The organism is Marinobacter sp. G11, assembly GCF_021282325.1.
Lineage (GTDB): Bacteria > Pseudomonadota > Gammaproteobacteria > Pseudomonadales > Oleiphilaceae > Marinobacter > Marinobacter vinifirmus.
The window spans coordinates 71,181-95,615 of sequence record NZ_JAJSPB010000003.1; the positions used below are offsets into that span (position 1 = coordinate 71,181).

21 protein-coding genes are annotated in these 24,435 nt (G+C 61.3%); 13 read left to right on the forward strand and 8 right to left on the reverse strand.

Annotation, left to right across the window (positions count from 1 at the left end; all coding sequences use genetic code 11):
* Window positions 1-153: 153 nt before the first annotated feature.
* Genes LWH94_RS02885 through LWH94_RS02895 form a run of 3 tightly spaced genes read right to left on the reverse strand, consistent with a single transcriptional unit; the run spans window position 154 to window position 3,819 of the window.
* Window positions 154-1,752: a GMC family oxidoreductase gene (locus tag LWH94_RS02885; RefSeq protein WP_232901192.1), complete on the reverse strand. Its 1,599-nt coding sequence runs from the start codon at window positions 1,750-1,752 to the stop codon at window positions 154-156.
* Window positions 1,753-1,777: 25 nt separating this feature from the next.
* Window positions 1,778-2,368 (reverse strand): hypothetical protein, encoded by a 591-nt coding sequence (locus LWH94_RS02890; protein ID WP_232901193.1) that lies wholly within the window; start codon window positions 2,366-2,368, stop codon window positions 1,778-1,780.
* A gap of 5 nt (window positions 2,369-2,373) precedes the next feature.
* The gene (locus LWH94_RS02895) at window positions 2,374-3,819 is read right to left on the reverse strand and encodes a coniferyl aldehyde dehydrogenase (RefSeq protein WP_058341969.1); all 1,446 of its coding nucleotides are present in this window, start codon (window positions 3,817-3,819) and stop codon (window positions 2,374-2,376) included.
* A 174-nt stretch (window positions 3,820-3,993) separates the two neighbouring features.
* Here LWH94_RS02895 and LWH94_RS02900 point away from each other — a divergent pair, with 174 nt between their 5' ends.
* Window positions 3,994-4,656 carry a TetR/AcrR family transcriptional regulator gene (locus LWH94_RS02900; protein WP_232901194.1) on the forward strand — a complete coding sequence of 221 codons (663 nt, stop codon included), beginning with the start codon at window positions 3,994-3,996 and terminating at the stop codon, window positions 4,654-4,656.
* Between the two features lie 185 nt (window positions 4,657-4,841).
* Here the strand turns inward: LWH94_RS02900 and yihA are convergent, their stop codons facing one another.
* On the reverse strand, window positions 4,842-5,486 hold the full coding sequence (yihA, locus tag LWH94_RS02905; RefSeq protein WP_232901195.1) for a ribosome biogenesis GTP-binding protein YihA/YsxC: 645 nt from the start codon (window positions 5,484-5,486) through the stop codon (window positions 4,842-4,844).
* A gap of 181 nt (window positions 5,487-5,667) precedes the next feature.
* Between yihA and LWH94_RS02910 the strand changes: the two genes are divergently transcribed.
* The 3 genes from LWH94_RS02910 to LWH94_RS02920 all read left to right on the forward strand — a co-directional run bounded on the left by LWH94_RS02910 (window position 5,668) and on the right by LWH94_RS02920 (window position 7,991).
* Window positions 5,668-6,276, forward strand: coding sequence for a c-type cytochrome (locus tag LWH94_RS02910; RefSeq protein WP_058341967.1), 609 nt, complete (start codon window positions 5,668-5,670; stop codon window positions 6,274-6,276).
* Window positions 6,277-6,430: 154 nt separating this feature from the next.
* The gene (locus LWH94_RS02915) at window positions 6,431-7,066 is read left to right on the forward strand and encodes a thiol:disulfide interchange protein DsbA/DsbL (protein WP_232901196.1); all 636 of its coding nucleotides are present in this window, start codon (window positions 6,431-6,433) and stop codon (window positions 7,064-7,066) included.
* A 64-nt stretch (window positions 7,067-7,130) separates the two neighbouring features.
* Window positions 7,131-7,991: an endonuclease/exonuclease/phosphatase family protein gene (locus LWH94_RS02920; RefSeq protein WP_094624961.1), complete on the forward strand. Its 861-nt coding sequence runs from the start codon at window positions 7,131-7,133 to the stop codon at window positions 7,989-7,991.
* A gap of 66 nt (window positions 7,992-8,057) precedes the next feature.
* Here the strand turns inward: LWH94_RS02920 and rpmG are convergent, their stop codons facing one another.
* From rpmG to radC, 3 genes are all read right to left on the reverse strand, one after another.
* Window positions 8,058-8,213 carry a 50S ribosomal protein L33 gene (gene rpmG / locus LWH94_RS02925; protein ID WP_008173465.1) on the reverse strand — a complete coding sequence of 52 codons (156 nt, stop codon included), beginning with the start codon at window positions 8,211-8,213 and terminating at the stop codon, window positions 8,058-8,060.
* A gap of 11 nt (window positions 8,214-8,224) precedes the next feature.
* Window positions 8,225-8,461: a 50S ribosomal protein L28 gene (rpmB, locus tag LWH94_RS02930; RefSeq protein ID WP_011786975.1), complete on the reverse strand. Its 237-nt coding sequence runs from the start codon at window positions 8,459-8,461 to the stop codon at window positions 8,225-8,227.
* A gap of 218 nt (window positions 8,462-8,679) precedes the next feature.
* A complete protein-coding gene (radC, locus tag LWH94_RS02935; protein ID WP_011786974.1) occupies window positions 8,680-9,354 on the reverse strand; it encodes a RadC family protein in 675 nt (224 codons plus the stop codon).
* A gap of 179 nt (window positions 9,355-9,533) precedes the next feature.
* Here radC and coaBC point away from each other — a divergent pair, with 179 nt between their 5' ends.
* The 7 genes from coaBC to argA all read left to right on the forward strand — a co-directional run bounded on the left by coaBC (window position 9,534) and on the right by argA (window position 18,658).
* Window positions 9,534-10,748, forward strand: coding sequence for a bifunctional phosphopantothenoylcysteine decarboxylase/phosphopantothenate--cysteine ligase CoaBC (coaBC, locus tag LWH94_RS02940; protein ID WP_232901197.1), 1,215 nt, complete (start codon window positions 9,534-9,536; stop codon window positions 10,746-10,748).
* Entirely contained in the window at window positions 10,745-11,206 is a 462-nt protein-coding gene (dut, locus tag LWH94_RS02945) for a dUTP diphosphatase (protein WP_232901198.1), read from the forward strand. Before coaBC ends, dut begins: the two co-directional genes overlap by 4 nt.
* 96 nt (window positions 11,207-11,302) lie before the next feature.
* Window positions 11,303-13,936, forward strand: a complete 2,634-nt coding sequence (locus LWH94_RS19375) for a phosphomannomutase/phosphoglucomutase (protein ID WP_269802464.1) — start codon at window positions 11,303-11,305, stop codon at window positions 13,934-13,936.
* A 39-nt stretch (window positions 13,937-13,975) separates the two neighbouring features.
* On the forward strand, window positions 13,976-14,872 hold the full coding sequence (gene argB / locus LWH94_RS02955; protein ID WP_022988460.1) for an acetylglutamate kinase: 897 nt from the start codon (window positions 13,976-13,978) through the stop codon (window positions 14,870-14,872).
* A gap of 26 nt (window positions 14,873-14,898) precedes the next feature.
* A complete protein-coding gene (locus tag LWH94_RS02960; protein ID WP_232901199.1) occupies window positions 14,899-16,143 on the forward strand; it encodes an acetylornithine deacetylase in 1,245 nt (414 codons plus the stop codon).
* Between the two features lie 23 nt (window positions 16,144-16,166).
* A complete protein-coding gene (argE, locus tag LWH94_RS02965; protein ID WP_094624968.1) occupies window positions 16,167-17,336 on the forward strand; it encodes an acetylornithine deacetylase in 1,170 nt (389 codons plus the stop codon).
* Between the two features lie 14 nt (window positions 17,337-17,350).
* The gene (gene argA, locus LWH94_RS02970; RefSeq protein WP_094624995.1) at window positions 17,351-18,658 is read left to right on the forward strand and encodes an amino-acid N-acetyltransferase; all 1,308 of its coding nucleotides are present in this window, start codon (window positions 17,351-17,353) and stop codon (window positions 18,656-18,658) included.
* Here the strand turns inward: argA and LWH94_RS02975 are convergent.
* Entirely contained in the window at window positions 18,632-19,702 is a 1,071-nt protein-coding gene (locus tag LWH94_RS02975) for an aminopeptidase (protein ID WP_232901200.1), read from the reverse strand. The genes argA and LWH94_RS02975 overlap by 27 nt on opposite strands.
* 92 nt (window positions 19,703-19,794) lie before the next feature.
* Between LWH94_RS02975 and LWH94_RS02980 the strand changes: the two genes are divergently transcribed.
* Both LWH94_RS02980 and LWH94_RS02985 read left to right on the forward strand, forming a co-directional pair.
* Window positions 19,795-23,547, forward strand: coding sequence for a DUF1631 family protein (locus LWH94_RS02980; RefSeq protein WP_232901201.1), 3,753 nt, complete (start codon window positions 19,795-19,797; stop codon window positions 23,545-23,547).
* Window positions 23,548-23,566: 19 nt separating this feature from the next.
* Window positions 23,567-24,433 carry a phosphoribulokinase gene (locus LWH94_RS02985; protein WP_199458227.1) on the forward strand — a complete coding sequence of 289 codons (867 nt, stop codon included), beginning with the start codon at window positions 23,567-23,569 and terminating at the stop codon, window positions 24,431-24,433.
* The last annotated feature ends 2 nt before the right edge of the window (window positions 24,434-24,435 follow it).

The following is a 24,435-nucleotide window of genomic DNA, read 5'->3' on the forward strand; positions in this document are numbered from 1 at the left end:
GGGCATGTCCTTCCGGGAACCGCTACAAGCACATCCCTGTGCGCTTGACTCCGGCCATCCCTGGCCTACGACATTCCCGGAAGGACATGCCCTGACACCGCTTGCTGACGACGTGCCGGCCTCCCCGACTTTTTGGGGAAGCCCCTTGTCCAATTAACCGTTTGAGCGCAGTTTTTGCGCGAGGCGCGTACCGTTCCTCGCCGCCAATGCATAAACCGACAACTGCGGGTTCGCGCCGATACTCGTTGGAAAGATCGATGCGTCGTGGATGCTGAGGTTGGGAACGTGATGGTGTTCGCCGAAGCCGTTGACCACGGAGTATTCCGGGTTGCTGCCCATGCTGCAGCCGCCCATCTGGTGGGCGGTGAACAGGCGGGCGCGGTGGGGTTTCATGGGGAGTTCGGCGATCGCTGCCTTGGCTTCGGCCCAGGTTTTGTACCAGGTGGAATCCAGGTGCATGGCGCGGACGGCTTCGGCGCCGGCGGCGAACTGGATTTCGGCCATGTGCAGGTAGGCCTGGCGGATGCCTTGCCACAGGTAGTCGGTTACCGGGTAGTCGAGTACCGGGCTGCCGTCGTCGCGCAGGGTGACGGTGCCGCCGGGGCTTTGTTCGTGGAAGCCGTCGCGCAGCAGGGCGATGACAGACTGCATTCTGGCCAGCTGGCTGAGGTCGGCGAGTTGGTCCGGGCCGTGGCCGGGGACGACGCCGGCGGCCATGGCCGGGTGCAGGGGGGGTACTTCGAGTTTGTAGCCCACGGGGCCGTCTACGCCCTGGCTGAAGTTGAACTGGTCCGAGTAGATGGACTGGGGTGCGCCGTAGAAGGGGTCTACGTTGGCCGGCATGCGGGCCACGGTGGCGTTAACCGGGTGGATGAACGAGCGTTTGCCCACGCGCTGGTGCGGGTCGGGCAGTTGCGAGCGCAGTAGCAGGCCCGGTGAGCCGATGGCGCTGGCGGCGACGACAAAGTGCCGGGCCTTGAGGGTGACGGTGACGCCGGAGGGGGTTACGCCGTCTGGCCCCATGGCGCTGGCCTGCAGGTGGTCGATGCGGTCCTGGTTCATGACCAGTTTTTCGGCGCGCAGGCCGTGGTACATGCGGGCGTTGTTGTCGAGGGCGCCGGGGATGGTGGTCAGCAGGGCGCCTTGCTTGGCGTTGGTGGGGCAGCCCACGCCGCAGTAGCCGGAGTTCCAGCAGCCTTTGACGTTTCTGGGAATCACCTGCCAGGAGTAGCCGAGTTTTTCGCAACCCTGGCGCAGGATGTCGTTGTTCAGGTTGGGGTCGGTTTGCCAGGGCGCCATGGTGTGGCGCTCTTCGCGGCCCTGGAACCAGGGCGCCATGGCGTCGGGTGTCAGGCTGTCGAGGCCGAATTGCCGGCTCCAGTAGGTGAGGGTTTCGTCCGGGGTGCGGAAGCTGCTGGTCCAGTTGACGGTGGTGGAGCCACCTACGCAACGGCCCTGCAGTATGGCGATGGCGCCGTCGGCGGTGGTCCGGCTCATGCCTTCCTGGTAGAGGTTGGCGTAGGACGTCAGCTCGTCCATTTTGAAGTCTTTCTGGTAATACAGCCGGCCTTCTTCCACCAGGATAACGGCCAGGCCTTGCCGGGCCAGGATTTCCGCGGTGGTGCCGCCACCGGCACCGGTGCCGATGACGACCACATCGGCTTCTGCTGTCTGGTTGCTGGTGAGGGTACTGGCGTCGGTAACCTTCCAGCCGGCGGCCAGGCCCCGGGCAATGGGATCATTCATGGACATACTGCGCTCCGTAATCCGGGGTCTTTCAGGTGTTTTTGAACTGGGGTAAGACGTTCACGATCCATTCCTGTGGCCCGGGGTAGCCGGTCAGGTGCCACTGGTTCTGGTGGCCGTAGAAGGCGACGTTGGCGATCTTGCTGAGGGCGATGTAGCCGTTGTTGAGCAGGCCGATCCGGCTGTTGCGCCAGCGGTTCAGGAATGCGTCGGCTTCGCCGGTGGTCACGGATGGCCAGTCGGACCAGACCCGGGCCAGGGTGACCCGGGTGGGGGCAAAGTTCAGCAGGTCGAACAGCTTGCGCAGTTCTTTCTGGTTGGGGGCGCCGAACCGGGCGATGCCCTGGTCGATGCGCTCGATGGTGGCCGCAACGGCAAACTGGCGCTGGTTCGGTTCTTCCGGCAGGGCGCCGGTGAACATGGCCGGTAACAGGGCTTCGAACAGCGCGATGTCGTCCTTGCTCAGAAACTGGAAGCGGTAGCTGGCGTCCATGCGGCTGTCGACCGCACTGACCCGCCCGGCCGGCGCGGTGGCGCAGCCGGACAGGCCGGCGGTGAGGCTGACGGTGCCGAGGAAGACGGCGCCGCCTACCCCGGTTTTCAGGAAACTGCGTCGGTTCATGGGGCTCACCGGATAAAGAATTTGTAGACCATGCGATGGGCAGCGGTGCCGTGGGGTGCATACACGTATTTGCCGCTGTTGAACTTCTGCTTGGTGAAGATGGCCCGGTGGTGCGAGAAGGTCAGGAAGCCTTCGCGGCCATGGTAGTGGCCCATGCCGGAGTCGCCGATACCGCCGAAGGGCAGGTCGTCCTGCGCTACGTGCATCAGGGCATCGTTGATGCACATACCACCGGAGTGGGTGTTGTCCACCACGTGCTGTTGCTGGGTTTTGTCGTAGCCGAAGAAGTACAGGGCCAGCGGACGCGGCCGTTCGTTGATGTAGTGGATGGCTTCGTCCAGGCCGCTGTAGCTGATCACCGGCAGGATCGGGCCGAAGATCTCGTCCTGCATCACTTTCATGTCCGGCGTGGTTTTCAGCACCAGGGTCAGCGGGATCTTGCGGGTGCCTTCCTTCATGTCTTCGTTGGCGGGGTTGATTTCCACCAGTTCGGCGCCCTTGGCCCGGGCATCTTCAAGGTAACCCTGCAAGCGGTCGTACTGGCGCTCGTTGATGATGGCGGTGTAGTCGTCGTTGTCCCGCAGGCTGGGGTACATTTCGGCGAATCGGGCGCGGAATTCATCCACGAAGGCCTGCACCCGGTCGGCCGGGCACAGCACGTAGTCCGGTGCCACGCAGGTCTGGCCGGCGTTGAAGGCCTTGCCGAAGGCGATGCGCTGGGCGGCGTCTTCCATGGGCACATCCGGCGACACAATGGCGGGCGATTTGCCGCCCAGTTCCAGGGTCACCGGAGTGAGGTTTTCGGCCGCGGCCCGCATCACCAGCTTGCCCACCGAGGTGGAGCCGGTAAACAGCAAGTGATCAAACGGGCGCTGGGAAAAGTCTGCGGCGACGTCGGCCTCGCCAGTGATCACCGAGACCATTTCCTCCGGGAACATGGATTCGATGATTTCCTTGAACAGGGCCGAGGTGTGCGGCGTGTACTCGGACATTTTGATCATGGTGCGGTTGCCCGCAGCCAGCGAGGCCACCAGCGGGCCTACCGCCAGGTACAGGGGGTAGTTCCAGGGCACGATCACGCCCACCACGCCCTTGGGCTGGTAGTGCACCTTGTTGCTGGCCGGCTGGAACAGTACCGAGACATGGCGTTTGGACGGCTTCATCCAGTCGCCCAGGTTCTTCAGGGTGTAGTTGATGCCCTGAATGGACGGCATGACTTCGGCAATCAGGGATTCATCCTTCGAGCGGCAGCTGAAGTCCCGGTCGATGGCATCGGTGAGCCGGTCCTGGTTACTCAGCAGGGCGCGCTTCAGGCGTTTCAGGTTTTCCTTGCGCTCGGTTAGGGATGGCATCGGGTTGGCGCGGAAGGCTTTTTTCTGCTCTTCGAAAACCCGGTGGGTGTGCTGGATCTGTTTCTTGCTCTCGGTGAGCTGAACAACGGTGGCTCCCATTTTCTCTCCCCTTGCCGTCAGGCCTGCCTGTACAGCTTGTTGTTATCGGTGGCTGCAATCCGGTGGATTTGCACTTGCGGCTATTATTAGAGTATATACTCTAGGCAGTCAAGAAGCGGTGGATGGCCCATCGGGCCATCTGCGAGACAGATAACAACAAACACCGGCGGGCGAATGAAAACCAGAGACAAAATTCTGCTTTCCAGTCTGGAGCTGTTCAACGAGCGGGGGGAGCGCAATATCACCACCAACCATATTGCCGCGCACCTGGCCATTTCTCCGGGCAACCTGTATTACCACTTCCGGAACAAGTCCGACATCATTTACGAGATCTTCCAGGAATATGAAAAGCTGGTGGATTACTACCTGGATATCCCCGAAGACCGGGCCATTACCCTGGAAGACCTGACCTTTTACCTGGAGTCGGTCTTTGACGGACTCTGGAGTTACCGGTTCTTCCACCGGGACCTGGAATACCTGCTCGACAGCGATCCGCGCCTGCGCCGGGACTACCGGGAATTTACCAACCGCTGCCTGGCCGCCATTAACCGGATTTTCGGCAAGCTGGCGGAAGCGGGCATTATCGAGCCTCAGCCCGAAGAGCTGCGTTCGGCCATGTCACTGAATGTCTGGCTGGTAATCACTAACTGGATGGCATTCCTGAAAACGGCCCACGCCAGCGAGGAGTCGGCCAGCCTGACTCTGACCGAGCTGAAGCAGGGCATTTACCAGGTGCTGACGCTGGAAATACCGTACCTGACGCCTGAATACCGTGAGCGGGTGATGGTACTGCGAGAGAAGTATCGCCCGGTTTTGCCGGAGGCGGTGCCGGCTTGATTGTAGCTGCCGGTTATTTTTTGAGCAGACTTTGAACTTTTGGAAGAGTGCGGTGTCACAGGTAGTGACGTGGGAAATCGGACTTTTCTGCGTCTCCTGAGTGAGTTCTCAGGTTTAGCACGTCGCAAACCCTGACGTTTCGCCGGCCTGCGTCTTTGCAGGCCGGTTTTTTCTTTTTCTTCTGCTTATTCTTCTGTTTCTTCCGCTTCAGGCGCTTCCAGCCAGTCGGTCAGGGCCTCGCGGCATTCGTCGACGCCCCGCTTCGAGGTGGCGGAGAACATGATCAGGTGCTGTACGCAGCCAAAAGGCTTGAGTTTGCCGGCGATGCCCAGCATGGCAGTCTTGGCTTGCCCGAATTTCAGTTTGTCGGCCTTGGTGGCCAGGATCATCAGGGGCAGGTTATTGTGTTCGCACCAGTCCACCATCATCTGGTCGAAGTCGGTCAGCGGGTGGCGGATATCCATCACCAAAACCAGGCCGCGCAGGCAGCGACGCTCGTTCAGGTAGTGGCCCAGGTGTTTCTGCCAGTCGTCTTTCATGTCGCGGGAAACCTTGGCGTAGCCGTAGCCGGGCAGATCCACCAGGCGCATGTTTTCGCGATTCAGGGTGAAAAAGTTGATCAGCCGGGTGCGCCCCGGCGTTTTACTGGTGCGGGCCAGCTTGCCGTTGGCGGTGATGGCGTTCAGGGCGCTGGATTTGCCGGCATTCGAGCGGCCGGCAAAGGCCACTTCAGCGCCGAAATCCGGTGGGCATTCATCCAGCCGTGACGCGCTGATCAGAAATCGGGCGCTGTTGAATGAGAGGCTTTTTTGAGTCAGATCAGAGTCCACGACGGTTGGCGTTCCTTTGGATTTCAGTTATCGGCGATTAATGTATAATGCTACACCAATTCAGGGCGGGACGCCTCGCGTTACCGCTTTAGCCCCGGTTATGAGCCTGTTTTGTCAGTGCTTGCCGGTTGCACAACGAAGAATACTTTCAAGATGCAAAGATGAGAGAAGCGGAGCGAGCATGAAAAGACTGATCGCAGGAGTTGTTCTCGGAGTTGGCCTGACAGCAATGGCTCACGGGGCAGGAGATCCGGCAGCGGGTGAACAGAATGCAGCGGTATGTGCCGGCTGCCACGGACAGGGCGGAGCCAAGCCGATCATGGCGGCGTATCCGAAGCTGTCCGGTATCGGCGAGCGTTACACATACCTGCAGCTGGTAGATATCAAGAACGGCGACCGTTCGATTCCTGAAATGACGGGCCTGCTGGACGCCATGTCCGACCAGGACCTCCAGGACCTGGCAGCCTATTTCAACGAGCAGGACATGGTGGTTGGCCAGGCTGATCCGGAGCTGGTGGAACAGGGCCAGGCCCTGTACCGTGGCGGCAACATGGCTTCCGGTGTTCCGGCCTGTTCCGGTTGTCACAACCCTCGTGGTACCGGTAACGAGCCTGCGGGCTATCCGGCACTGAGTGGCCAGACTGCCGAGTACGTTGCCAAGCAGCTGAATGCCTACCGTTCCGGTGAGCGCGCTGGCGGTGCCAACGCAGCCATCATGATGGATGTGGCCTCCAAGCTGACCGACGCGGAAATCGAGGCAGTTGCCAACTACGTTTCCGGCCTGAACTGATCGTTCCCGGTAACGCTGCGTCAGAAACCCCGCTTCGGCGGGGTTTTTGCTGTTTACCTTTCTGTAACGATTTGCCCGTGGCCTGCGGTGGAACTTTTTCCGTATGCTGGGTCATAATTCCCGATAACTCAAAATCATGGCTCGGAGATTTTCGATGATCAGAAGCTTTGGCTCTGTTGTATTTCTTGCAGCTGCCCTGCTTGTTTCAGGCGTGGCAAATGCCCAGTCCTGGCAGGAGGGCAAACATTACCGCACGCTGGATAACCCGGTTCGTACCGCCTCAGACAGCGGTGTCGAGGTGGCCGAGGTGTTCTGGTATGGCTGTCCCCACTGTTACAACTTCAAGCCCCTGGCGGAAGCCTGGGAAGAGAAGGCGCCGGAGTATGTAAACTACGTTCGCCTGCCGGCGGCCCTGGGGCAAAGCTGGGAGCCCCATGCCTACGCTTTCTACGCCCTTGAAGCCATGGGTGAACTCGACAAGGTGCACGACGCCCTGTTCAATGCGCTGGCCGGAGAGCGTCGCCCGCTGAATTCTGCAGAGGCACTGGCGGATTTCGTGGCTGACTACGGGGTGGACGCCCAGGAATTTGTCGACACCTACAACAGCTTCGGCGTACGTGCCCGGGTGCAGCAGGCGCAGTCCAAGATCCGTGGTGCGCGCATCACCGGAACACCGACTATGCTGGTAAATGGCAAGTATGTGGTCAGTGCCTCCATGGCTGGCAGCCACGAGAATGTTCTTCAGGTAGTCGAATACCTGGCCGAGCAGGAGCAGGCAGGAGCCGAGTAATACGGTGGCCGCGTGCCAGCGCTGACGCTGGCCGTTTTCTGGAGCAGTCCGGGGATTTGCGCGCATGTATAAACGGATCCGCAATCAGCTGAACGGGATTCTGAAATCGCAAGAAAGCCCCCGGGGTGCCTGCTCGGGCAGCGAGCATGTGCCTGAGTTTGAGGCCCACCGCCATATCCGTTTGCTCACCTTTAATATCCAGGTGGGCATCAATACTTCGTCATATCACCACTACCTCACCCGTAGCTGGCAACACTTCCTGCCTAACCGCCGGCGCATCGAGAACCTGGATCGAATCGCAACCCTGCTCAGCCAGTACGATGTGGTGGCCTTGCAGGAGTGCGATGGTGGCAGCCTTCGCAGCGGCTACATAAACCAGGTGCAATACCTGGCCGAGGCGGCAGGCATCCCGTACTGGTATCAGCAGCTGAACCGTAATCTGGGGCAGATTGCCCAGCACAGTAATGGCCTGTTGAGCCGGTTTCGGCCGCTGGACGTGACCGAGCACAAGTTGCCGGGAGTGATTCCGGGCCGGGGAGCCATCATTGCCCGTTACGGGGCAGAGGATGATCCCCTGGTGCTGGTGCTGATGCACCTGTCCCTGAGTAAGTCGGCGCAGCAGCGCCAGCTGGGGTATATCCGGGAACTGATTGCCGACTACCGGCATGTGGTGCTGATGGGGGATATGAATGCCCATGCAGAACAACTGCTGACCAGGACGCCCCTGAAAGAAACCGACCTGATTCCGCTGCCGGATACCGCCCACAGCTTCCCCAGCTGGCGGCCGGAAAAGGCGCTGGATCATATCCTGGTGAGCCCGTCGCTGGAGATCCGCCGTTCGGAGGTGGTGAGCTATCCGGTGTCGGACCACCTGCCGATCGCCATGGACGTCGCCCTGCCCAAGGGATACCTGCAAACCTTCTGATCCTGGTCCAGATTCAGGCACAAAAAAACCCGGCCATGGCCGGGTTTTTCGTGGAGGCAGGATCAATTACTTGATCTTGGCTTCCTTATACGCAACGTGCTTGCGGACAACCGGATCGTACTTTTTGATCTCGATTTTTTCCGGGGTGTTACGCTTGTTCTTTTTGGTCGTGTAGAAGTGACCAGTACCTGCTGATGAAACCAGCTTGATTTTCTCGCGCATGATGCGGCTCCTTAAACTTTCTCGCCGCGGGCACGAAGATCGGCCAGCACAGCGTCAATGCCTTTTTTGTCGATGATGCGCATGCCCTTGGTGGATACGCGCAGCTTCACGAAACGCTTCTCGGACTCAACCCAGAAACGGTGGTTCTGCAGATTCGGCAGAAAACGACGACGAGTGTGGTTCATCGCGTGGGATACATTGTTACCGGTAACCGGACGCTTACCGGTAACCTGACAAACTCTGGACATACTTGCCTCCGACCTGAGCAATGGTCTATCTATACGAATTCGTTATTTAATGCGTCTCTGGTTGCTCCGGAGCCATAACTGCTACCGGTTCGCGCCTCTAAACTGAACGCTGCTCGCCAGACGCCGCCAGAAAGGGACGCTTTTATACCAGAACTGGCCAGCCAACGCAAAAAATTGTTGGGAAATTGTCCAGTTTTCCGGTGGCGACCCCGCAGCGGTTACATCAACCCTCGTTCAGCCAGCGATATTACCTCACCGTGGCCAATAACCATATGGTCAAGAACCCTGATATCCACCAATCCCAGCGCTTCCTTCAATCTGCGGGTCAGGGAAATGTCGGCCTGGCTGGGCTCGGCCACGCCACTGGGATGGTTGTGGGCGAAAATGACGGCTGCGGCGTTGTCTTCCAGGGCCTGGCGCACCACTTCCCTCGGATACACGGCTGCGCCGTCGATGGTGCCCCGGAAAAGCTCCCGGTACTGGATGACCCGGTGGCGGTTGTCCAGGAACAGTCCGGCGAATACTTCGTGGGGATAGGTGCCCAGCCGGCTTGTTAGAAAGCGCCGGGTGTCTGCCGGTGAGCGCAGCGGATCCCCCTGGCGCAGGGGTTCGTCCATGACCCGCCGGGCCATTTCCATGGCGGCCTGCACCTGGGCGTACTTGGCGGTACCCAGGCCTTTCACTTGCAGAAACTGCCGGCGGGAGGCGGTCATCAGCCCCCGCAGGCCGGAGAATTCGTCAATCAGGTGTCGTGCCAGCGCCATCACTGGCATGCCGGTCGTGCCGGTGCGCAGAAAAATGGCCAGTAATTCGGCGTCAGACAGGGATTGGGCGCCATGGGCGAGCAGGCGTTCTCTGGGCCGCTCGTCGGTGGGCCAGCTGGAATCGGTCATCCGGGCTTCCTTGCTTTGGTTTGATACGGGCGATGCGTCCTGCATCGGGTTCTCAGAATTACAAAGGTTACCTGAAAAGGTAACATTTGGTAAACGAACGGGGTGGCCGTGCAGGCTGCCTGCCGGCCCGTGGCGTGCTATCTTATAACCCTTTCATTTTACGGGATTACGGAGCCCCCATGGCTGCCAAGCGAATTCTGCTGGGAATCACCGGCGGCATTGCCGCCTACAAGAGTGCCGAACTGGTCCGGTTGCTGAAAAAAGCCGGGCTGGAAGTGCGGGTTGTGATGACCCGTGGTGCCGAGGCGTTCATAACGCCACTGACCTTCCAGGCCCTCAGCGGCGAGCCGGTTCGTACGTCCCTGCTGGACCCGGAGGCGGAAGCTGGCATGGGGCATATCGAACTGGCCAAGTGGGCCGACCAGGTGGTGGTCGCGCCAGCGTCTGCCGATTTCCTGGCCCGGCTGGCCCAGGGCATGGCAGACGACCTGCTGACCACTGTGTGCTGTGCTACCGAGGCGCCGATCGCGGTTGCGCCGGCGATGAACCAGGCCATGTGGAAAAATTTCCGCACCCAACGCAACGTGCAGCTGCTCACAGAAGATCCACAGATTACCCTGTGGGGGCCAGATCAGGGTGAGCAGGCCTGTGGCGATACCGGCCCGGGCCGGATGCTGGAGCCGGAAGCCCTGGCCCGGCTGGTTATGGCATCGCCGGAACCCCCGGCCAAGGGAGTGCTTGCCGGTCGACGGCTGGTGATCACTGCGGGGCCAACCCGGGAGCCCATTGACCCGGTGCGCTACATCTCCAATCACAGCTCCGGCAAGATGGGCTACGCCATTGCCCGTGCCGCCGCTGCCGCCGGTGCCCGGGTGTTGCTGGTCAGTGGCCCGGTAAACCTGCCGGCCCCGGAGGGCGTGGAAGTGCGCCCGGTAGTGACGGCAGAGGATATGCTGCGGGCGTCCGAACGGGCGGTCACCGAAGGCTGCGATGTTTTTATCGCCACCGCCGCCGTGGCGGACTACCGGCCGGAAAACTGCGCCGGCGACAAGATCAAGAAAACCAGCGAAGCCATGAGCCTGGCGCTGGTGCGCAATCCGGATACCCTGGCCACCATCGCGGCCAGGCCTGATGCGCCCTTTACCGTGGGCTTTGCGGCGGAAACCACAGACGTCGCCCGCTACGCTACCGACAAAATGCAGCGCAAGAAACTGAACATGATTGTGGCCAATGATGTCTCTGCGCCGGGGCTGGGCTTTAACAGCGACCAGAACGCCGTTACGGTTTTCTGGCCGGAAGGGCAGGAGTCCATCGGCCCGGACAGTAAACAGGCCATCGCAGAGCGACTGGTTACGCTCATTGCCAGCCACAGTGACAGGATTGAAAACGCATGACCAAGAAGAATTTACAGGTCCGGATTCTGGACGACCGTATCGGAACCGGGATCCCGTTTCCCTCATACGCAACAGACGGTTCTGCCGGCCTCGACCTCAGGGCCTGTGTCCACCAGCCACTGAAGGTGGCGCCCGGGGAAACCCACCTGATCCCCACCGGCCTGTCGATTTATATCGAAGACCCGGCGCTGGCGGCCATGATCCTGCCTCGCAGTGGCCTGGGCCACAAACACGGTATTGTGCTGGGTAACCTGGTGGGGCTGATCGATTCGGATTACCAGGGCGAGCTGATGGTGTCCTGCTGGAACCGGGGGCAGACCCCGTTCACCATTGAAGTGGGCGAGCGCATTGCCCAGCTGGTGCTGGTTCCGGTGGTTCAGGCGGAATTTGAAGTGGTGTCGGAGTTCCATGCCAGCGAACGGGGTGCCGGCGGATTTGGCTCTACCGGGAGTCACTGACCACACCCTAAAGGCTGAGAGCCGTCAGCACGGCTGCCAGCTATACTTCGCAGAGCAAGGCAGCATCGGGACTCAAAAATAACTGCGGGATGCACTATGAAATTCGGTAAAAAGAAGAGCAAAGAGTCCGCCCAGGACCAGACGCCGGAACAGAGCCCAGTAGAGCAAAGTAGCAAGTCACAGGAGCCGGTGGCCAAAAGGGGGCGTCGCCTGGGGTCGGTTGCGTTGCAGCAAGCACTGGCAGTGTTACTGGCGGGTGTAGTCGCTGTGCTCGCCGTGTATTTCCTGTCGGTGATGCCGGCTGCGGAAAAGCGCCATGAAGCATCGCGTCAGGTGGAAGCCGACAGCGCCCAGCAGCGCCTGAACCGGTATTTTACCGCCCAGCAGGAACAGGTTCAGGCCATCGCCAACCAGCCCCATGTACTCCGGGGTCTGGCTGGAGACACTAGTGCCGAGGTGTTGGCCGGTCAGCTCCAAAATGCCTTGCCCGGTGCCAGCGCGGTGTTTGTTTTCCTCCATGGTGATATCCCGCGGGCTGGCGATAACGGCTCCTTGCTGGGGTTTGCCGGTGCTGAACTGGCCCGGCGGGCCGAAAAAGGTTTGCCGCTTCAGCCAGACGCCTTCCCCCGGGATGGTGTCTGGTATATCCAGTTTGCTGCGCCGGTCCGGAATCCGGTGAGCAATGCGGTCGTCGGAACCGTACTGGCTGTCTTTGATGCTGACATTCTGCAACCGATGCTGACGGTCTCCAATGGCCGGCTGGGCGGTCAGCTGGCCTTGGTCCAGACCATTTCCGGCAGTTCCGGCACCGTCGCCAGCGCAGGTAACGGAAACGGGCCCTCAGAAACCCGTACATTGACCAACCCGGACTGGTCCGTGGTGTACCAGGCAGCCTCGGCGCCGGAACCGGTGGTCAGCCCCATGGCACTGGCACTGCTGATCGGTATTCCGGCCCTGCTGGCAGCGCTGCTGGTGTGGATGCTGCTGGCGGCAGCCCAGCGCAGTATCCGTGAAGATATGTCTGCGCTGATCCAGTGGGCCCACAAGGCCTTTGTCGGTGAATGGCTGCGCCTGCCGGCGTTGCATTGGGATACGGTGGCCTCAGCCGGCGAAGTGCTGCACCGGTTGTCGCTGGCGGTAGAAAGCCGGGTAAACAAGGCCGGCGAGAATGGCAACGGCAAGCCCGCCCGGGCCAGTGCACTTGCCTCCGATAGCGCCGCTCCCATGTTCCAGGACGACATTCCCGATGTGGATATGATGGATGGCGATGAAGACGTCCTGGGCTTCGGCGATGCCCCGATGTTCGACGACGAACTGTTTGACGAGGATGAACCGGTTCTGGCTGAGACCTCGCAGGTGGATGTGCGGCCGGAAATTTTCCGGGCCTATGATATCCGCGGCATTGTTGGCGATAACCTGACCGAGGACGTTGTCGAGGTTATTGGCCGGGCCATCGGCTCTGAGGCGACCGACCGGGGCGTTACGTCTTTGTGTATCGGTTACGACGGCCGGCATTCCAGCCCGGGCCTGGCCGATGCGCTGGCACGGGGTGTGCTCTCCACCGGCTGTAGCGTGATCGAGGTGGGCGCAGTGCCCACTCCGGTGCTGTACTTTGCCGCCCACCACCTGGAAACCGGCTCTGGTGTGATGGTGACCGGCAGCCATAATCCGGCCAACTACAACGGCCTGAAGATTATGCTGGGTGGCGAAACCCTGTCCGGCGATGCTATCCAGAAGCTGTATGACCGCATCCAGAATGCCGACTTCAGTGCCGGCCAGGGTGAGCTGTCCCGGGAAGACGTGCGCCGGGCCTACCTGGACCGGATCGTCGGTGATATTGCCGTGGCCGCACCCCTCAAGGTGGTTGTGGATGCCGGCAACGGAATTGCCGGTGAACTTGGCCCCATGTTGCTGGAAGAACTGGGTTGCGAAGTGACACCGTTGCACTGTGACGTTGACGGTGACTTCCCCAACCACCATCCGGACCCGGGCAAGCCCGAGAACCTGCAGGACCTGATCGCGAAGGTGCAGGAGACCGGCGCGGATATCGGCCTGGCCTTTGACGGCGATGGCGACCGGCTTGGCGTGGTGACCAACAGTGGCAAGATTATCTGGCCCGATCGCCTGCTGATGCTGTTCGCCCGGGATGTGGTGTCCCGCAATCCGGGTGCCGATGTGCTGTATGACGTCAAATGCAGCCGTCGCCTGGCTGGGGTGATTTCCGAAGCCGGTGGCCGGCCCATTATGTGGAAGAGCGGCCACTCCCTGATGAAAGCCAAGATGCAGGAAACCGGTGCCTTGCTGGCGGGCGAACTGAGCGGGCACATCTTCTTTGCCGAGCGCTGGTACGGCTTTGATGACGGCCTGTATACCGCCGCCCGCTTGCTGGAAATCCTGGGGATTGAAGATCGCCACAGCGATGAGGTGTTCGAGGACTTCCCGGAAGACATCAGCACCCCTGAGCTGAATGTACAGGTTACCGAGAGCGACAAGTTTGCCATTATCGAACGCCTGGAGCAGCAGGCTGATTTCGGCGACGGCAACGTCAGTACCATTGACGGCCTGCGGGTAGACTACATCGATGGCTGGGGCCTGTGCCGGGCATCCAACACCACGCCGGTGCTGGTGCTGAGGTTCGAGGCCGAAAACGAAGACGCCCTGGAGCGGATCAAGTCCGTGTTCCGGGAACAATTGCAGAAGGCGGCACCGGACCTGGTGGCCGAATTCTGATTCAAACCATTCTCTGACAGTAAGGATTAACACATCACCATGGCGCTGGATCGTGAAACAGCAATGCAGGTGGCCTCGGTACTGAGCCGGGGCCTGCCCTATATCCAACGGTTTACCGGCAAAACGGTTGTGATCAAATACGGCGGCAACGCCATGGAAAACGAAGACCTGAAGAGCAGCTTCGCCCGCGACGTGGTGTTGATGAAGCTGGTCGGTATCAATCCCATCGTGGTGCACGGTGGTGGCCCCCAGATCGGTGAACTGCTGGAGCGGCTGAACATCCAGTCCCGCTTTGTGAACGGCATGCGGGTGACCGACTCCGAGACCATGGACGTGGTAGAGATGGTGCTCGGCGGCCAGGTCAACAAGGAAATCGTTTCCCTGATCAACGCCCAGGGCGGCACCGCCGTGGGGCTGACCGGAAAAGACGCCAACCTGATCCGTGCCCGCAAGCTGGAAGTGGTGGATCGTTCTCCGGAGCTGGAACGCCCGGAAATCATTGATATCGGCCATGTCGGCGAAGTGGCCAGCGTGAATGTGGATGTGATCGACATGCTCACCCGCAGCAACGTGATTCCGGTGATTGCGCCCATCGGTGTCGGCCCGGACGGTGCTTCCTACAACATCAACGCAGACCTGGTGGCCGGCAAGGTGGCCGAGGCCATGAAGGCGGAGAAGCTGATCCTGCTGACCAACGTCTCCGGCCTGAAGAGCAAGGACGACAAGGTGCTGACCGGCCTGACTGCGCAGCAGGTCAACGACCTGATCGAAGACGGCACCATCCACGGCGGCATGCTGCCGAAAATCCGTTGCGCCCTGAGTGCGGTGGAAAACGGCGTGCGTACCTCCCACATCATTGATGGCCGGGTGGCCCATGCCTGTCTGCTGGAAATCTTTACCGACGAAGGTGTCGGTACCCTGATTTCCCGTAACTGAAGCCGATAACCGGGAGTAACCGTGGCATGAAGCGCCTGCTGTCCTTTCTGATCATTCTGGCCCTGGTGGTGTTTGTCGGCTTCAAGGCCGGTGCCTGGTGGCTGGCGGATCAGCGCCTGGCGGAGGCGCGCACGGCACTCTCGGAGGTCGGTGTATTGCAGCGAGGCAACATCAGCTCGGCACTGGATGGCCGGCTACTGCTGAAACAAGCAGGCTGGCAGGACTTCCGGCTGACCCAGCCACTGGAGCTGGGCCTGGTGGAGCTGGACACCGGCTCGCCGGTGAGCCTGCTGACGGCACTGATGTACCCGGAGCCGCTGCCATCCGACTGGCAGCTGAAGGTAGAGCAGGCCAGCATGGTTCTGGAACCGGTGATGTTCCGCAACTGGGTAACCGCCGGCGCTGAAGCCGAGGATGCACCGGCACCGCTGGTTGTGCTGTCCTGTGCGCCGGATCCGCGCCAGCAGCTGGGCAGCGGCGACCTGACCCGCATGGGTATTGAAGCCATCCGCGGTGACCTGTTGCTGATTCAGGACAGCGAAGGCCTGCACGCGGAACTGAATACGGTGGATACCGGCAGCCTGGAAGTGCACTGGCCCGATACCCGCTTACAACTGCTGGATTCGGAGCTGACCCTGGCCGGAGCGCAGGACAATGCCAGTGTTACTTTGCGGGATGGTGGCCTGATGCGCCGTTTGTCCGCCTACTGTGGCCGGGAAACCGGACTTACGGTGAACGAGTGGGCAGGCAAGGCGGCAACTGCACTGGATGCCGGGCTTCGGGCCCGGGGATACCAGGCCAGTGACCAACTCGTTGCGCTGTATCGTCAGTGGCTGACTGAAGGCGGCGAGCTGGTATTCCCGGTTGCGGCCACCACCGGTACACCGGATATCCCGGTTCGCACCGAAGGCAGCCCGGAGGCCGCCTGGCCGGTAACCTACAATGGCGCCACGGTTCCGGATGTCTACCTGACCACCATTGAAGTGGTTGAGCCGCCTCTGCCGGCTGAAGCCATGGAGCCGGTGGCTGTCCAGGAAGAGCCGGGCAAGCAGGGGTGGTATGAAGAAGATTCCGAAAACGCTGCGGGCTGGATCGGCCGGCAGGTTCGTATAACTCTGTCGAACGGTAACCAGGTGGAAGGCCGGCTCGACATTGTCCGGGAAAGGGAAATGGACATCACCCGTTCGGTGGGCGGCGGCGAAGTATCCTATCCGATACTGATTCGCGCCATCAGCCAATTCGAAGTCTGGCGGCGCGGCCGGGCAGACTGACGCCAACAAGCCGGGAGGCGAGGATGGTGCACACAGACAGTAAAGCCAGCGTGCCGGGCATCCGGGAGATGCTGGCCCGATTGATTTCCCAGCCATCGATCAGCAGTGCGTCGCCGGACTGGGACCACAGCAACGAGGCGGTGGTTCGCACCCTGGCGGAATGGCTGGAAGCGCTGGGCTTTGCCATCGAGATCCTGGATGTGCCGGGCATGCCCGGAAAATATAACCTGGTGGCTACCCTGGGCAGCGGCCCCGGCGGCCTGGTGCTGTCCGGCCACACAGATACCGTGCCCTTTGACGACAAACGCTGGCACAGCGATCCCTTCACCCTGACCGAAAAAGACGATCGCTGGTATGGCCTGGGTACCTGCGATATGAAAGGGTTTTTCCCGCTCGCCATCGAGGCGGCGAAAGCCTTTATCGACCAGCCCCTGAAGCAGCCCCTGATTATCCTTGCCACCGCTGACGAAGAAAGCTCCATGAACGGGGCCCGGGCGCTGGCCGAGGCGGGCAAGCCCAGGGCCCGCTATGCCGTGATTGGCGAACCCACCAGCCTGCGCCCGGTGCGCATGCACAAAGGCATCATGATGGAGCGGCTGACCTTCGAGGGGCAGTCCGGCCATTCCTCGAACCCGGATTTAGGCCGTAATGCCCTGGAGGGTATGCACGAGGCCATGACTGAACTGCTGGCCCTGCGCGGCCAGTGGCAGGAGAAGTACCGGAACCCGGCGTTCAAGGTGCAGGTGCCCACCCTTAACCTTGGTTGCATCCACGGTGGCGACAACCCGAACCGTATCTGTGCCCGCTGCGAGCTGCACTTTGACCTGCGGCCATTACCGGGCATGGACATGGATAACCTGCGCCAGGCTATCCTGAACCGCATCCAGCCGCTGGCGGAGCGGCGCCAGCTGGCCCTCAGTTTCGAGCCGTTGTTCGATGGTGTGCCACCGTTCGAGACGCCGGCCGATGCGGCACTGGTGCAAGCCTGCGAAAAGCTCACCGGGCACACCGCCCATGCTGTCGCCTTCGCCACCGAAGCGCCCTGGCTGCAGAAGCTGGGCCTGGAAACCCTGGTGATGGGCCCCGGCTCCATTGACCAGGCGCACCAACCAGACGAGTACCTGGAATTGTCGCAATTACAGCCCACGGTGGATATTCTGCGGGGACTGATCAGGCAGTTCTGTATCGGATGAACAGGGAGACCGGTTTGAAATCAAACGAATGGCTGCACGGGTTCCGGCACTCATCACCGTACATCAACGCCCATCGCGGGCGCACGGTGGTGCTGACCATGCCCGGCGATGCCATAGAACACCGCAATTTTATTAATATCATCCACGACATCGCCCTGCTCAGCAGCCTGGGTGTGCGACTGGTGGTGGCCTTTGGTGGTCGCCCGCAGATCCAGTCGCGGCTGGATGATGCCGGCCTGGAATCCACCTTCTCCCGCGGGCTTCGGGTCACTCCCGACGACCACCTGCCGCTGGTGATGGAAGCCATTGGCGGCTTGCGCGCCTACGTTGAAAGCCAGTTGTCCATGGGGCTGGTGAACTCGCCCATGCACAACGCCCGGATCCGTGTCAGCAGCGGCAATTATCTGACTGCCAAGCCGGTCGGGGTGCTGGATGGTATTGATTACGGCTACACCGGGCGGGTACGCCGGGTCGATAGCCGGGGTATCGAGCAGTTGCTGGAACTGGGCCACATAGTGTTGCTGCCACCCATGGGCTATTCACCCACCGGCGACGCCTTCAACCTGTCCTACGAGGATGTTGGCAGCCAGGTGGCGGCCGCGCTGCAGGCGGAAAAGCTGATTGTCTTTATTGATGATGAAGGCCTGCTGGATGAAGACGGCTCGCTGATCCGTGAGTTGTCTGCGCGCCAGGCTTCCGAGCGGCTGAACGACAATACCGTGACCGGCCACGATGCCGCGCTGCTGAAAGCTGCCTGTGATGCCTGTGTTAAAGGGGTGCGCCGGGCCCACATTATCAGCTACGCCGAAGACGGCGCCTTGCTGGAAGAACTGTTCACCCGGGACGGCTCCGGCACCCTGGTGAGCGGTGACAACTACGAGCAGATTCGCCAGGCCCGGGTGGAAGATATCGGCGGGATCCTGGAGCTGATCCAGCCACTGGAAGAGCAGGGCGTACTGGTGCGCCGGTCCCGGGAAATGCTGGAAACCGAAATCGACCGGTTTGTGGTGGCAGAACGGGACGGCACCATTGTGGGTTGCGCCGCTTTGTATAACTACCCGGATGAAGGCGCAGGCGAGCTTTCATGCTTCGCCGTTGACCCGTCCTATCGACGGGCAGGCCGGGGTGACGACATCCTGGCCATGGTGGAAAAATTGGCCCGCAGCCAGGGCATCCGCAAACTGTTTGTGCTCACCACCCAGACCGAACACTGGTTCCGGGAGCGGGGCTTCGAGCCGACGGCCGTGCAGAACCTGCCGGGGCCCAAGCTGGCGGCCTACAACACCCAGCGCAACTCAAAGGTGTTCGTCAAACCGATGTGACAACTCCGCCAGCCGGGCCCTGCGTTTCGGTTCCGGCTGGCCGGACAGCTGTTCCACCTGCCGGTAGAATTCCCCGAAGTTGTAGTCCAGCTCCCGCAACAGTTGCCGGAACGCCGGCACATGCTGATTGTACTGCCGGAACAGCGCCAGGTTGGCGTTGTTCAGCTGCACCGGCGGCGCCCCGAAAGGGCCGGGCTCCGGGTAGTCATCGGCCAGCCGGGCGTAGGCTTGCGCCAGTTGCTCCAGGTGTCCTGCCTTGTGTTCACGCAGTTGTTCCGGTGTCAGCCTGCCCTGCCGGTTGTACAGCTGCTCCAGCTCTGCCGTAGTTGCCTCAACCAGGGCCAGGGTTTGGTTTCGGTGTTCCTGCCGCAGCAAGGCCAGGTCAAAATCTTCCGCACTGTTCTGCTGCTCCAGCCACAGGCGCAGCCCTTCCAGTTCCACGGCGGTCGCAAAGCTCTCGTTGAAGGCGGTATCTTCGGCCATGTAGACCACCTGGTGGGCCAGTTCGTGGAACATCAGCGCTACCATTCGGTCATCCGACAGGCGAGTAAAGCCAGTGTGCAGCGGGTCATCAAACCAGCCCAGTGTTGAGTAGGCCGTCACCCCGCCAATAAAGGTGTCGTAGCCCTGCTGGCGGAACCGGGCCTCTTCCTTGCGTGCCTGTTCGAGTTTGAAGTAGCCTCGGTAAGCCTGGCAGCCGAGCACCGGATAGCACCAGCGGTGGGGTTCCAGGGAGAACTCGGGCACCGCCACCAGGTTGACCACCACCCAGGGCCTGTCCAGTTCCACGAACCCGGTAAACGCATCGCCCACGGGCAGGTCGAGCCGGTTGCGGGCGAAGCGGCGGGCAGCTTCGGCAAGCTCGAGTTTCTGCCGCAATTCCGGTGGTGTATCCGGCTGCTTTTGCAGGCGCTCTACCGGCTCGCCCCGCATCATCAGCGACAGGTGGCCGCCGATGGCCTGGCTGTAGTAGCCGAAAGTCGAACACCCGGATACACCAGCCAGAAGTAGTAAAAGAAGATTGATCTGAATAAGCTGTTTCATGACATGGAATGTTATGATGAAACACTCGCACGGTCACTGAGCAAATGCATTGCCAGCCATCGCCGTCGAACCGGTAACCGACCAGGATGTCCATGGAACCCAAAGAACGTCGCAGCAGCACCCGACAGCCCATCAAACTCGCAGCCCAGCTTGATATCGGGACCGGTAATCCGTTGCCGTGCCAGATTGCCGATTTCTGTGCCGAGGGCATGTACATTCGTTATTCTGCCGAAACCTCCGGCAAGATCGAACGGGCGTTCTCGGGTGATGCGCCGCAAGAGCTGGTGGTGCGTTTTCGCGGGTTGGAAGGTAACCGCCGTTACGAGCTGCATGTGACACCCACCCGCCGTACGGAAGGGGCCATGGGCGTCAGTTTTACCCGGTCGGACCCCGAGGCGGTCAACGCCATGCTCAAGCTGTGCGGCGCCAGCCGGGAACAGGATCGCTCCTCCCTCAAGGCGCCTTCTGACCGGGTCCAGTTTGTCCTGCACCAGGCCGCCCGGGCAATTACCCATTACATCGAACCCCTGATGGATGCCTGCATCGTTCAGATGGCCGAGGAACTTCAGGCTGCTGCCAGGAAGGCCTCCCATGACCAGCAGGCCAACGAATACCTGGAAGCGGCCGGTCAGATCCACAGCCGCCAACGAGTCATCTGGCACCAGATGGCGGCCAGCCTGCAGTCACCCCTGAAGCCCGAACCCAAGGGCGCGCCCGGCGCGGCGCTGTCGGTGGTCGACAAGAACGAATTCGAGGAATGGCTGGCGGTACGGGTGATGGTGACCCGGGCCGACACCCGCTATCGCGGTGACCTGCTGCAGCTGAAGCTGCGCCTGGATCACCTGCAGGTGGCCAATCGCACCGGCCACCATAATCCGCTGGGGCCGGCCCTGGTCAGCGAGGCGTTCCATAACGCCCTGGGGCAGCTCAACCTGTCCCGGGATGTGGAAAAAATTTGCCTGAAGGTTTTCGAGCTGACGGTGCTGAAGGAACTCGGGCCCATGTACCGGGAACTGAACAACATACTGATTCGCCATGGTGTGTTGCCGGATCTCGACCTGTCCCGCTACCTCAGTGAACAGCCCGATCCCCGGCCAACCAAGACGCCGCCGGAGCCGAAGCCGGCCGAGGAGCCGAAACCGGCTGTGGACGATCAGCAAAATACTGCGGACCAGAACAGCGACCCCGCTAACCGGCCAACCGGTGACTTCCGTGGTTATTCCCAGTCGGCCCGGACGGCGTTCGCCACGGTTCGCAACCTGTTGAGTACCCTCCAGGCCAGCCGGGCGGCCGCCGGGGAGTCGGCAACCGGGATGTCCCCCGCCGATGCCCGGCCGCTGTCGCCGGGTGAGCTGTACCGTGACCTGCAGGAACTGCAGCTGCAGGTTGTCGGCGACGAAAACGATACCGCATCCCTGAAAGAGCGGGTGCTGGGCAAGGTTCGGGAAAATGGCGAAGACGCCGGCCTGAACGAGGAACAGCAGGAAACCCTCGATGTAGTCGACCGCTTTTTCCAGAGTGTGTTATCCAGCCCGAAACTCAGTGAACACGCCCAGGCCATCATGCGCCGGCTGGAAGTGCCGGTACTGAAGGTGGTGATGCGTGATCCTGCGTTTTTCGAGGACCACGGCAGCCCGGTTCGGGAAGTGATGAACCGGCTGGCCCAGCTGGGTATCCGGGGCGGCCGGATCAACCCGGTGGTGCAGCGCCGGGTTGATGAGCTGGTGCACCGTATTGCCACCGAGTTCGAGCAGGACCCGGCGATGTTCGAGCAAACGCTTGCCGAGCTGGACGGGCTGATCGAACGCCAGAACCAGATTTATCGCCGCAATGTTGAACGGGTGACGGCGGCGGCAGAGGGTGCCCAGAAAGTATCCGAGTCCCGGGCGGCGGTCACTGAAGCGGTCAACCGCAAGATTGCCGGCTGCCGGGTGCCCAGGGCACTGATGACCCTGCTGGAAGGCGGCTGGCGTGACCTGCTGTCGCTGACCTGGATCCGCCAGGGCCCGGACAGCCAGGCATGGGCTGATTACCTGGAGGTGATCGACTCCCTGCAGGCTTTCGGTGAAGACCCGCAGATGGAGATCAACCTGCCGGAACTGCTGCGGCTGATCCAGGATGGCCTGGCGTCTATTTCCGGTAACCATATGCCCTCGTCCCGGATTCGGGAAGAACTCAAACGGTTCCTGGTGCGGTCGCCGGAGCAGCCGCCTGAAATGGTGGATGTGCCCGAGGCAGAGCCGGAGCAGGATGCGTCAGCACAGGACCAGGATGGCCTGAGCGAACTGGAGCGGCGCAACCTCCAGCGCTGGATTACCCGCGCCCAGCAGTTGCAGGGCGGGCAATGGCTGAAGGACCTGAGCCAGCCGGAACAGCCCCAGCATATCAGGCTGGTGTGGGTTGCCCGGGGCTTCGGCCGCTTTGTCTTTGTGAACCATCAGGGCATGAGAGTGGTGGAGCTGGGCCTGGAAGACCTGGCCCGCCAGATGCGCCGTGGCGTGATTGTGCCGGATGCCGAGTATGATCGGCCGCTGGTGGATGAAAGTATCGACCGCATGGTCAAGGATGTTTACGACCAGCTGTCCTGGGCATCCAGCCATGACCAGTTGACCGGCCTGCTGAACCGCCGGGAATTCGAGCGTATGCTCGACCAGCAACTGGCGGGACGGGAAGAAAACCTGGCCTTGCTGTACCTGGATCTGCGGGGCTTCCGGCTACTGAACGACACGGCCGGCTACCAGGCCGGTGATGAAGCGCTGAAACGCCTGGCGGATATCCTGTGCCGGCAGGCCGAGGGTGGCCGGCCGGTGGCGCGCCTGGCGGGTAACGAATTTGCCATGCTGGTGCCGGCGGACAAGGGCAACAGCATTGCCAAGGCGCTGATCAGCGCCATCGAAACCGATGTGTTCGAATTCGGCGGCAACCAGTATGCGTTGTCGGCGAACGTGGGGCTGGTGCCGGACCTGCCGGTGCTGGTCAATGGCGAGCGCTGGTTGCGGGCGTCAGAGCAGGCGCTGACCGCCGCCCGCAAGAAAGGCGAGGGCACCATTGCCGAGTATGCGCCGGACAAGGCCGACCAGGACCGCCAGGAACAGATTGCCGCCCGGCTGGCGAACCTGCGGGACCCGGGCGACGAGCGCATGTTGCTGCGCTGCCAGAAGATTATCCCGCTGCATGGCAAAGCCAGGATGCCGTCCCAGTACGAAGTGCTGATCAGCATGTACGACGACAGCGGGCAGCTGATTACCGGGCGGGACTTCATCCGCATGGCCGAACGCTACGACCGGATGCAGGTGGTGGACCGCTGGGTGGTGGGCCACATGCTGGACTGGTTGCGGGATGAGGCGCCGGACCCCGGCGCGGTGGGTGGAATCTGTATCAACCTGTCCGGTCACTCCCTGAATGACCAGTCGCTGCTGGAATTTATCTACGAAAAGCTCAGCAAGCAGGATGCGCCCATTGAACGACTCTGGTTCGAACTGACAGAAGCTTCGGCCATCAATGACCTGCAGGCGGTGGCCGACTTCATGGCGGAAATGAAGGAGCTGGGTTGCCGGTTCTGCCTGGGGGATTTCGGTAGCGGCCCCAGCTCGTTCCAGTTCATGCGTTCGCTGCCGGTGGACCTGATCAAGATCGACAGCGCCTTCACCAGCCAGCTGGTGGCCAGCGAGACTGACCAGACCATGGTGAAGTCCATGGTCGACATGGCCCACTACATGGAGCGGGAGGTGATTGCCTCGCAGGTGGAGTCCCGGGACGTGTTGGACCTGTTGCGACAGCTGGGTGTGGACTATGCTCAGGGCTTTGTGATCGAGAAGCCGCGGCTGCTCGACAGCCTGACCTGATCCGGGAGCCTTGCCGTTTATGTCCAAACGCCATCCTGTTATAGCCGTTACCGGGTCCTCCGGAGCGGGCACCAGTACAACCGGCCAGATCTTCAGCCGGTTGTTTGCCAGTGAAGACATCAGCGCGGCCATGGTCAGCGGCGACAGCTTTCACCGATATACCCGCGAGCAGATGGCCCGGCTGGCCGCCAAGGGGCAGTTCGGCGAGCGCAACCACTTTGCCCTGGCGGCCAACCACATCGACCGCCTGGAAGCCTTGCTGTACGACTACAGCCATACCGGCAACGGCCGTTATCGCCACTATGTCCATGATGAAGACCGGGAGCTGATTGCGGCCGGTTTCAAGCCCGGAACCTTCACCCCCTGGCAGTCATTGCCGGCGGATACCGATTTACTGTTCTACGAAGGTTTGCATGGCGGGGTGGTCAGCGAAAACTACAACATTGCCCAGTATGTGGACCTGTTGATTGGCGTGGTGCCCATCGTTAACCTGGAATGGATCCAGAAGATTCACCGGGATACCAACCAGCGGGGTTACAGCCCGGATGCGGTGGTCAAAACCATCATCAACCGTATGGACGACTATGTGCACGACATCGTGCCGCAATTCTCCCATACCCACATCAACTTCCAGCGCATCCCGCTGGTGGATACTTCCAACCCGTTTATTGCCCGGGATGTGCCCACCGAAGATGAAAGCATGGTGGTGATCCACTTCCGGGAAGCCGCCGATGTCGACTTTGCCTGGCTGCTGCAGGTGATTCCCCACAGCACTCTGTCCCGCCACGATACCCTGGTGATTCCCGGTACCAAGATGCCCCTGGCGATGGACCTGATCGTCCGGCCCATGGTGCAGAAGCTGATGGCCGGCAAGGCCTTCGCCTGAAG

Coding starts and splice junctions, on each gene's coding strand:
- LWH94_RS02885 (WP_232901192.1), bottom strand. CDS start 1,752: ATGTCCATGAATGATCCCATTGCCCGGGGCCTGGCCGCCGGCTGGAAG.
- LWH94_RS02890 (WP_232901193.1), bottom strand. CDS start 2,368: ATGAACCGACGCAGTTTCCTGAAAACCGGGGTAGGCGGCGCCGTCTTC.
- LWH94_RS02895 (WP_058341969.1), bottom strand. CDS start 3,819: ATGGGAGCCACCGTTGTTCAGCTCACCGAGAGCAAGAAACAGATCCAG.
- LWH94_RS02900 (WP_232901194.1), top strand. CDS start 3,994: ATGAAAACCAGAGACAAAATTCTGCTTTCCAGTCTGGAGCTGTTCAAC.
- LWH94_RS02910 (WP_058341967.1), top strand. CDS start 5,668: ATGAAAAGACTGATCGCAGGAGTTGTTCTCGGAGTTGGCCTGACAGCA.
- LWH94_RS02915 (WP_232901196.1), top strand. CDS start 6,431: ATGATCAGAAGCTTTGGCTCTGTTGTATTTCTTGCAGCTGCCCTGCTT.
- LWH94_RS02920 (WP_094624961.1), top strand. CDS start 7,131: ATGTATAAACGGATCCGCAATCAGCTGAACGGGATTCTGAAATCGCAA.
- rpmG (WP_008173465.1), bottom strand. CDS start 8,213: ATGCGCGAGAAAATCAAGCTGGTTTCATCAGCAGGTACTGGTCACTTC.
- rpmB (WP_011786975.1), bottom strand. CDS start 8,461: ATGTCCAGAGTTTGTCAGGTTACCGGTAAGCGTCCGGTTACCGGTAAC.
- radC (WP_011786974.1), bottom strand. CDS start 9,354: ATGACCGATTCCAGCTGGCCCACCGACGAGCGGCCCAGAGAACGCCTG.
- coaBC (WP_232901197.1), top strand. CDS start 9,534: ATGGCTGCCAAGCGAATTCTGCTGGGAATCACCGGCGGCATTGCCGCC.
- dut (WP_232901198.1), top strand. CDS start 10,745: ATGACCAAGAAGAATTTACAGGTCCGGATTCTGGACGACCGTATCGGA.
- LWH94_RS19375 (WP_269802464.1), top strand. CDS start 11,303: ATGAAATTCGGTAAAAAGAAGAGCAAAGAGTCCGCCCAGGACCAGACG.
- argB (WP_022988460.1), top strand. CDS start 13,976: ATGGCGCTGGATCGTGAAACAGCAATGCAGGTGGCCTCGGTACTGAGC.
- LWH94_RS02960 (WP_232901199.1), top strand. CDS start 14,899: ATGAAGCGCCTGCTGTCCTTTCTGATCATTCTGGCCCTGGTGGTGTTT.
- argE (WP_094624968.1), top strand. CDS start 16,167: ATGGTGCACACAGACAGTAAAGCCAGCGTGCCGGGCATCCGGGAGATG.
- LWH94_RS02975 (WP_232901200.1), bottom strand. CDS start 19,702: ATGAAACAGCTTATTCAGATCAATCTTCTTTTACTACTTCTGGCTGGT.
- LWH94_RS02980 (WP_232901201.1), top strand. CDS start 19,795: ATGGAACCCAAAGAACGTCGCAGCAGCACCCGACAGCCCATCAAACTC.
- LWH94_RS02985 (WP_199458227.1), top strand. CDS start 23,567: ATGTCCAAACGCCATCCTGTTATAGCCGTTACCGGGTCCTCCGGAGCG.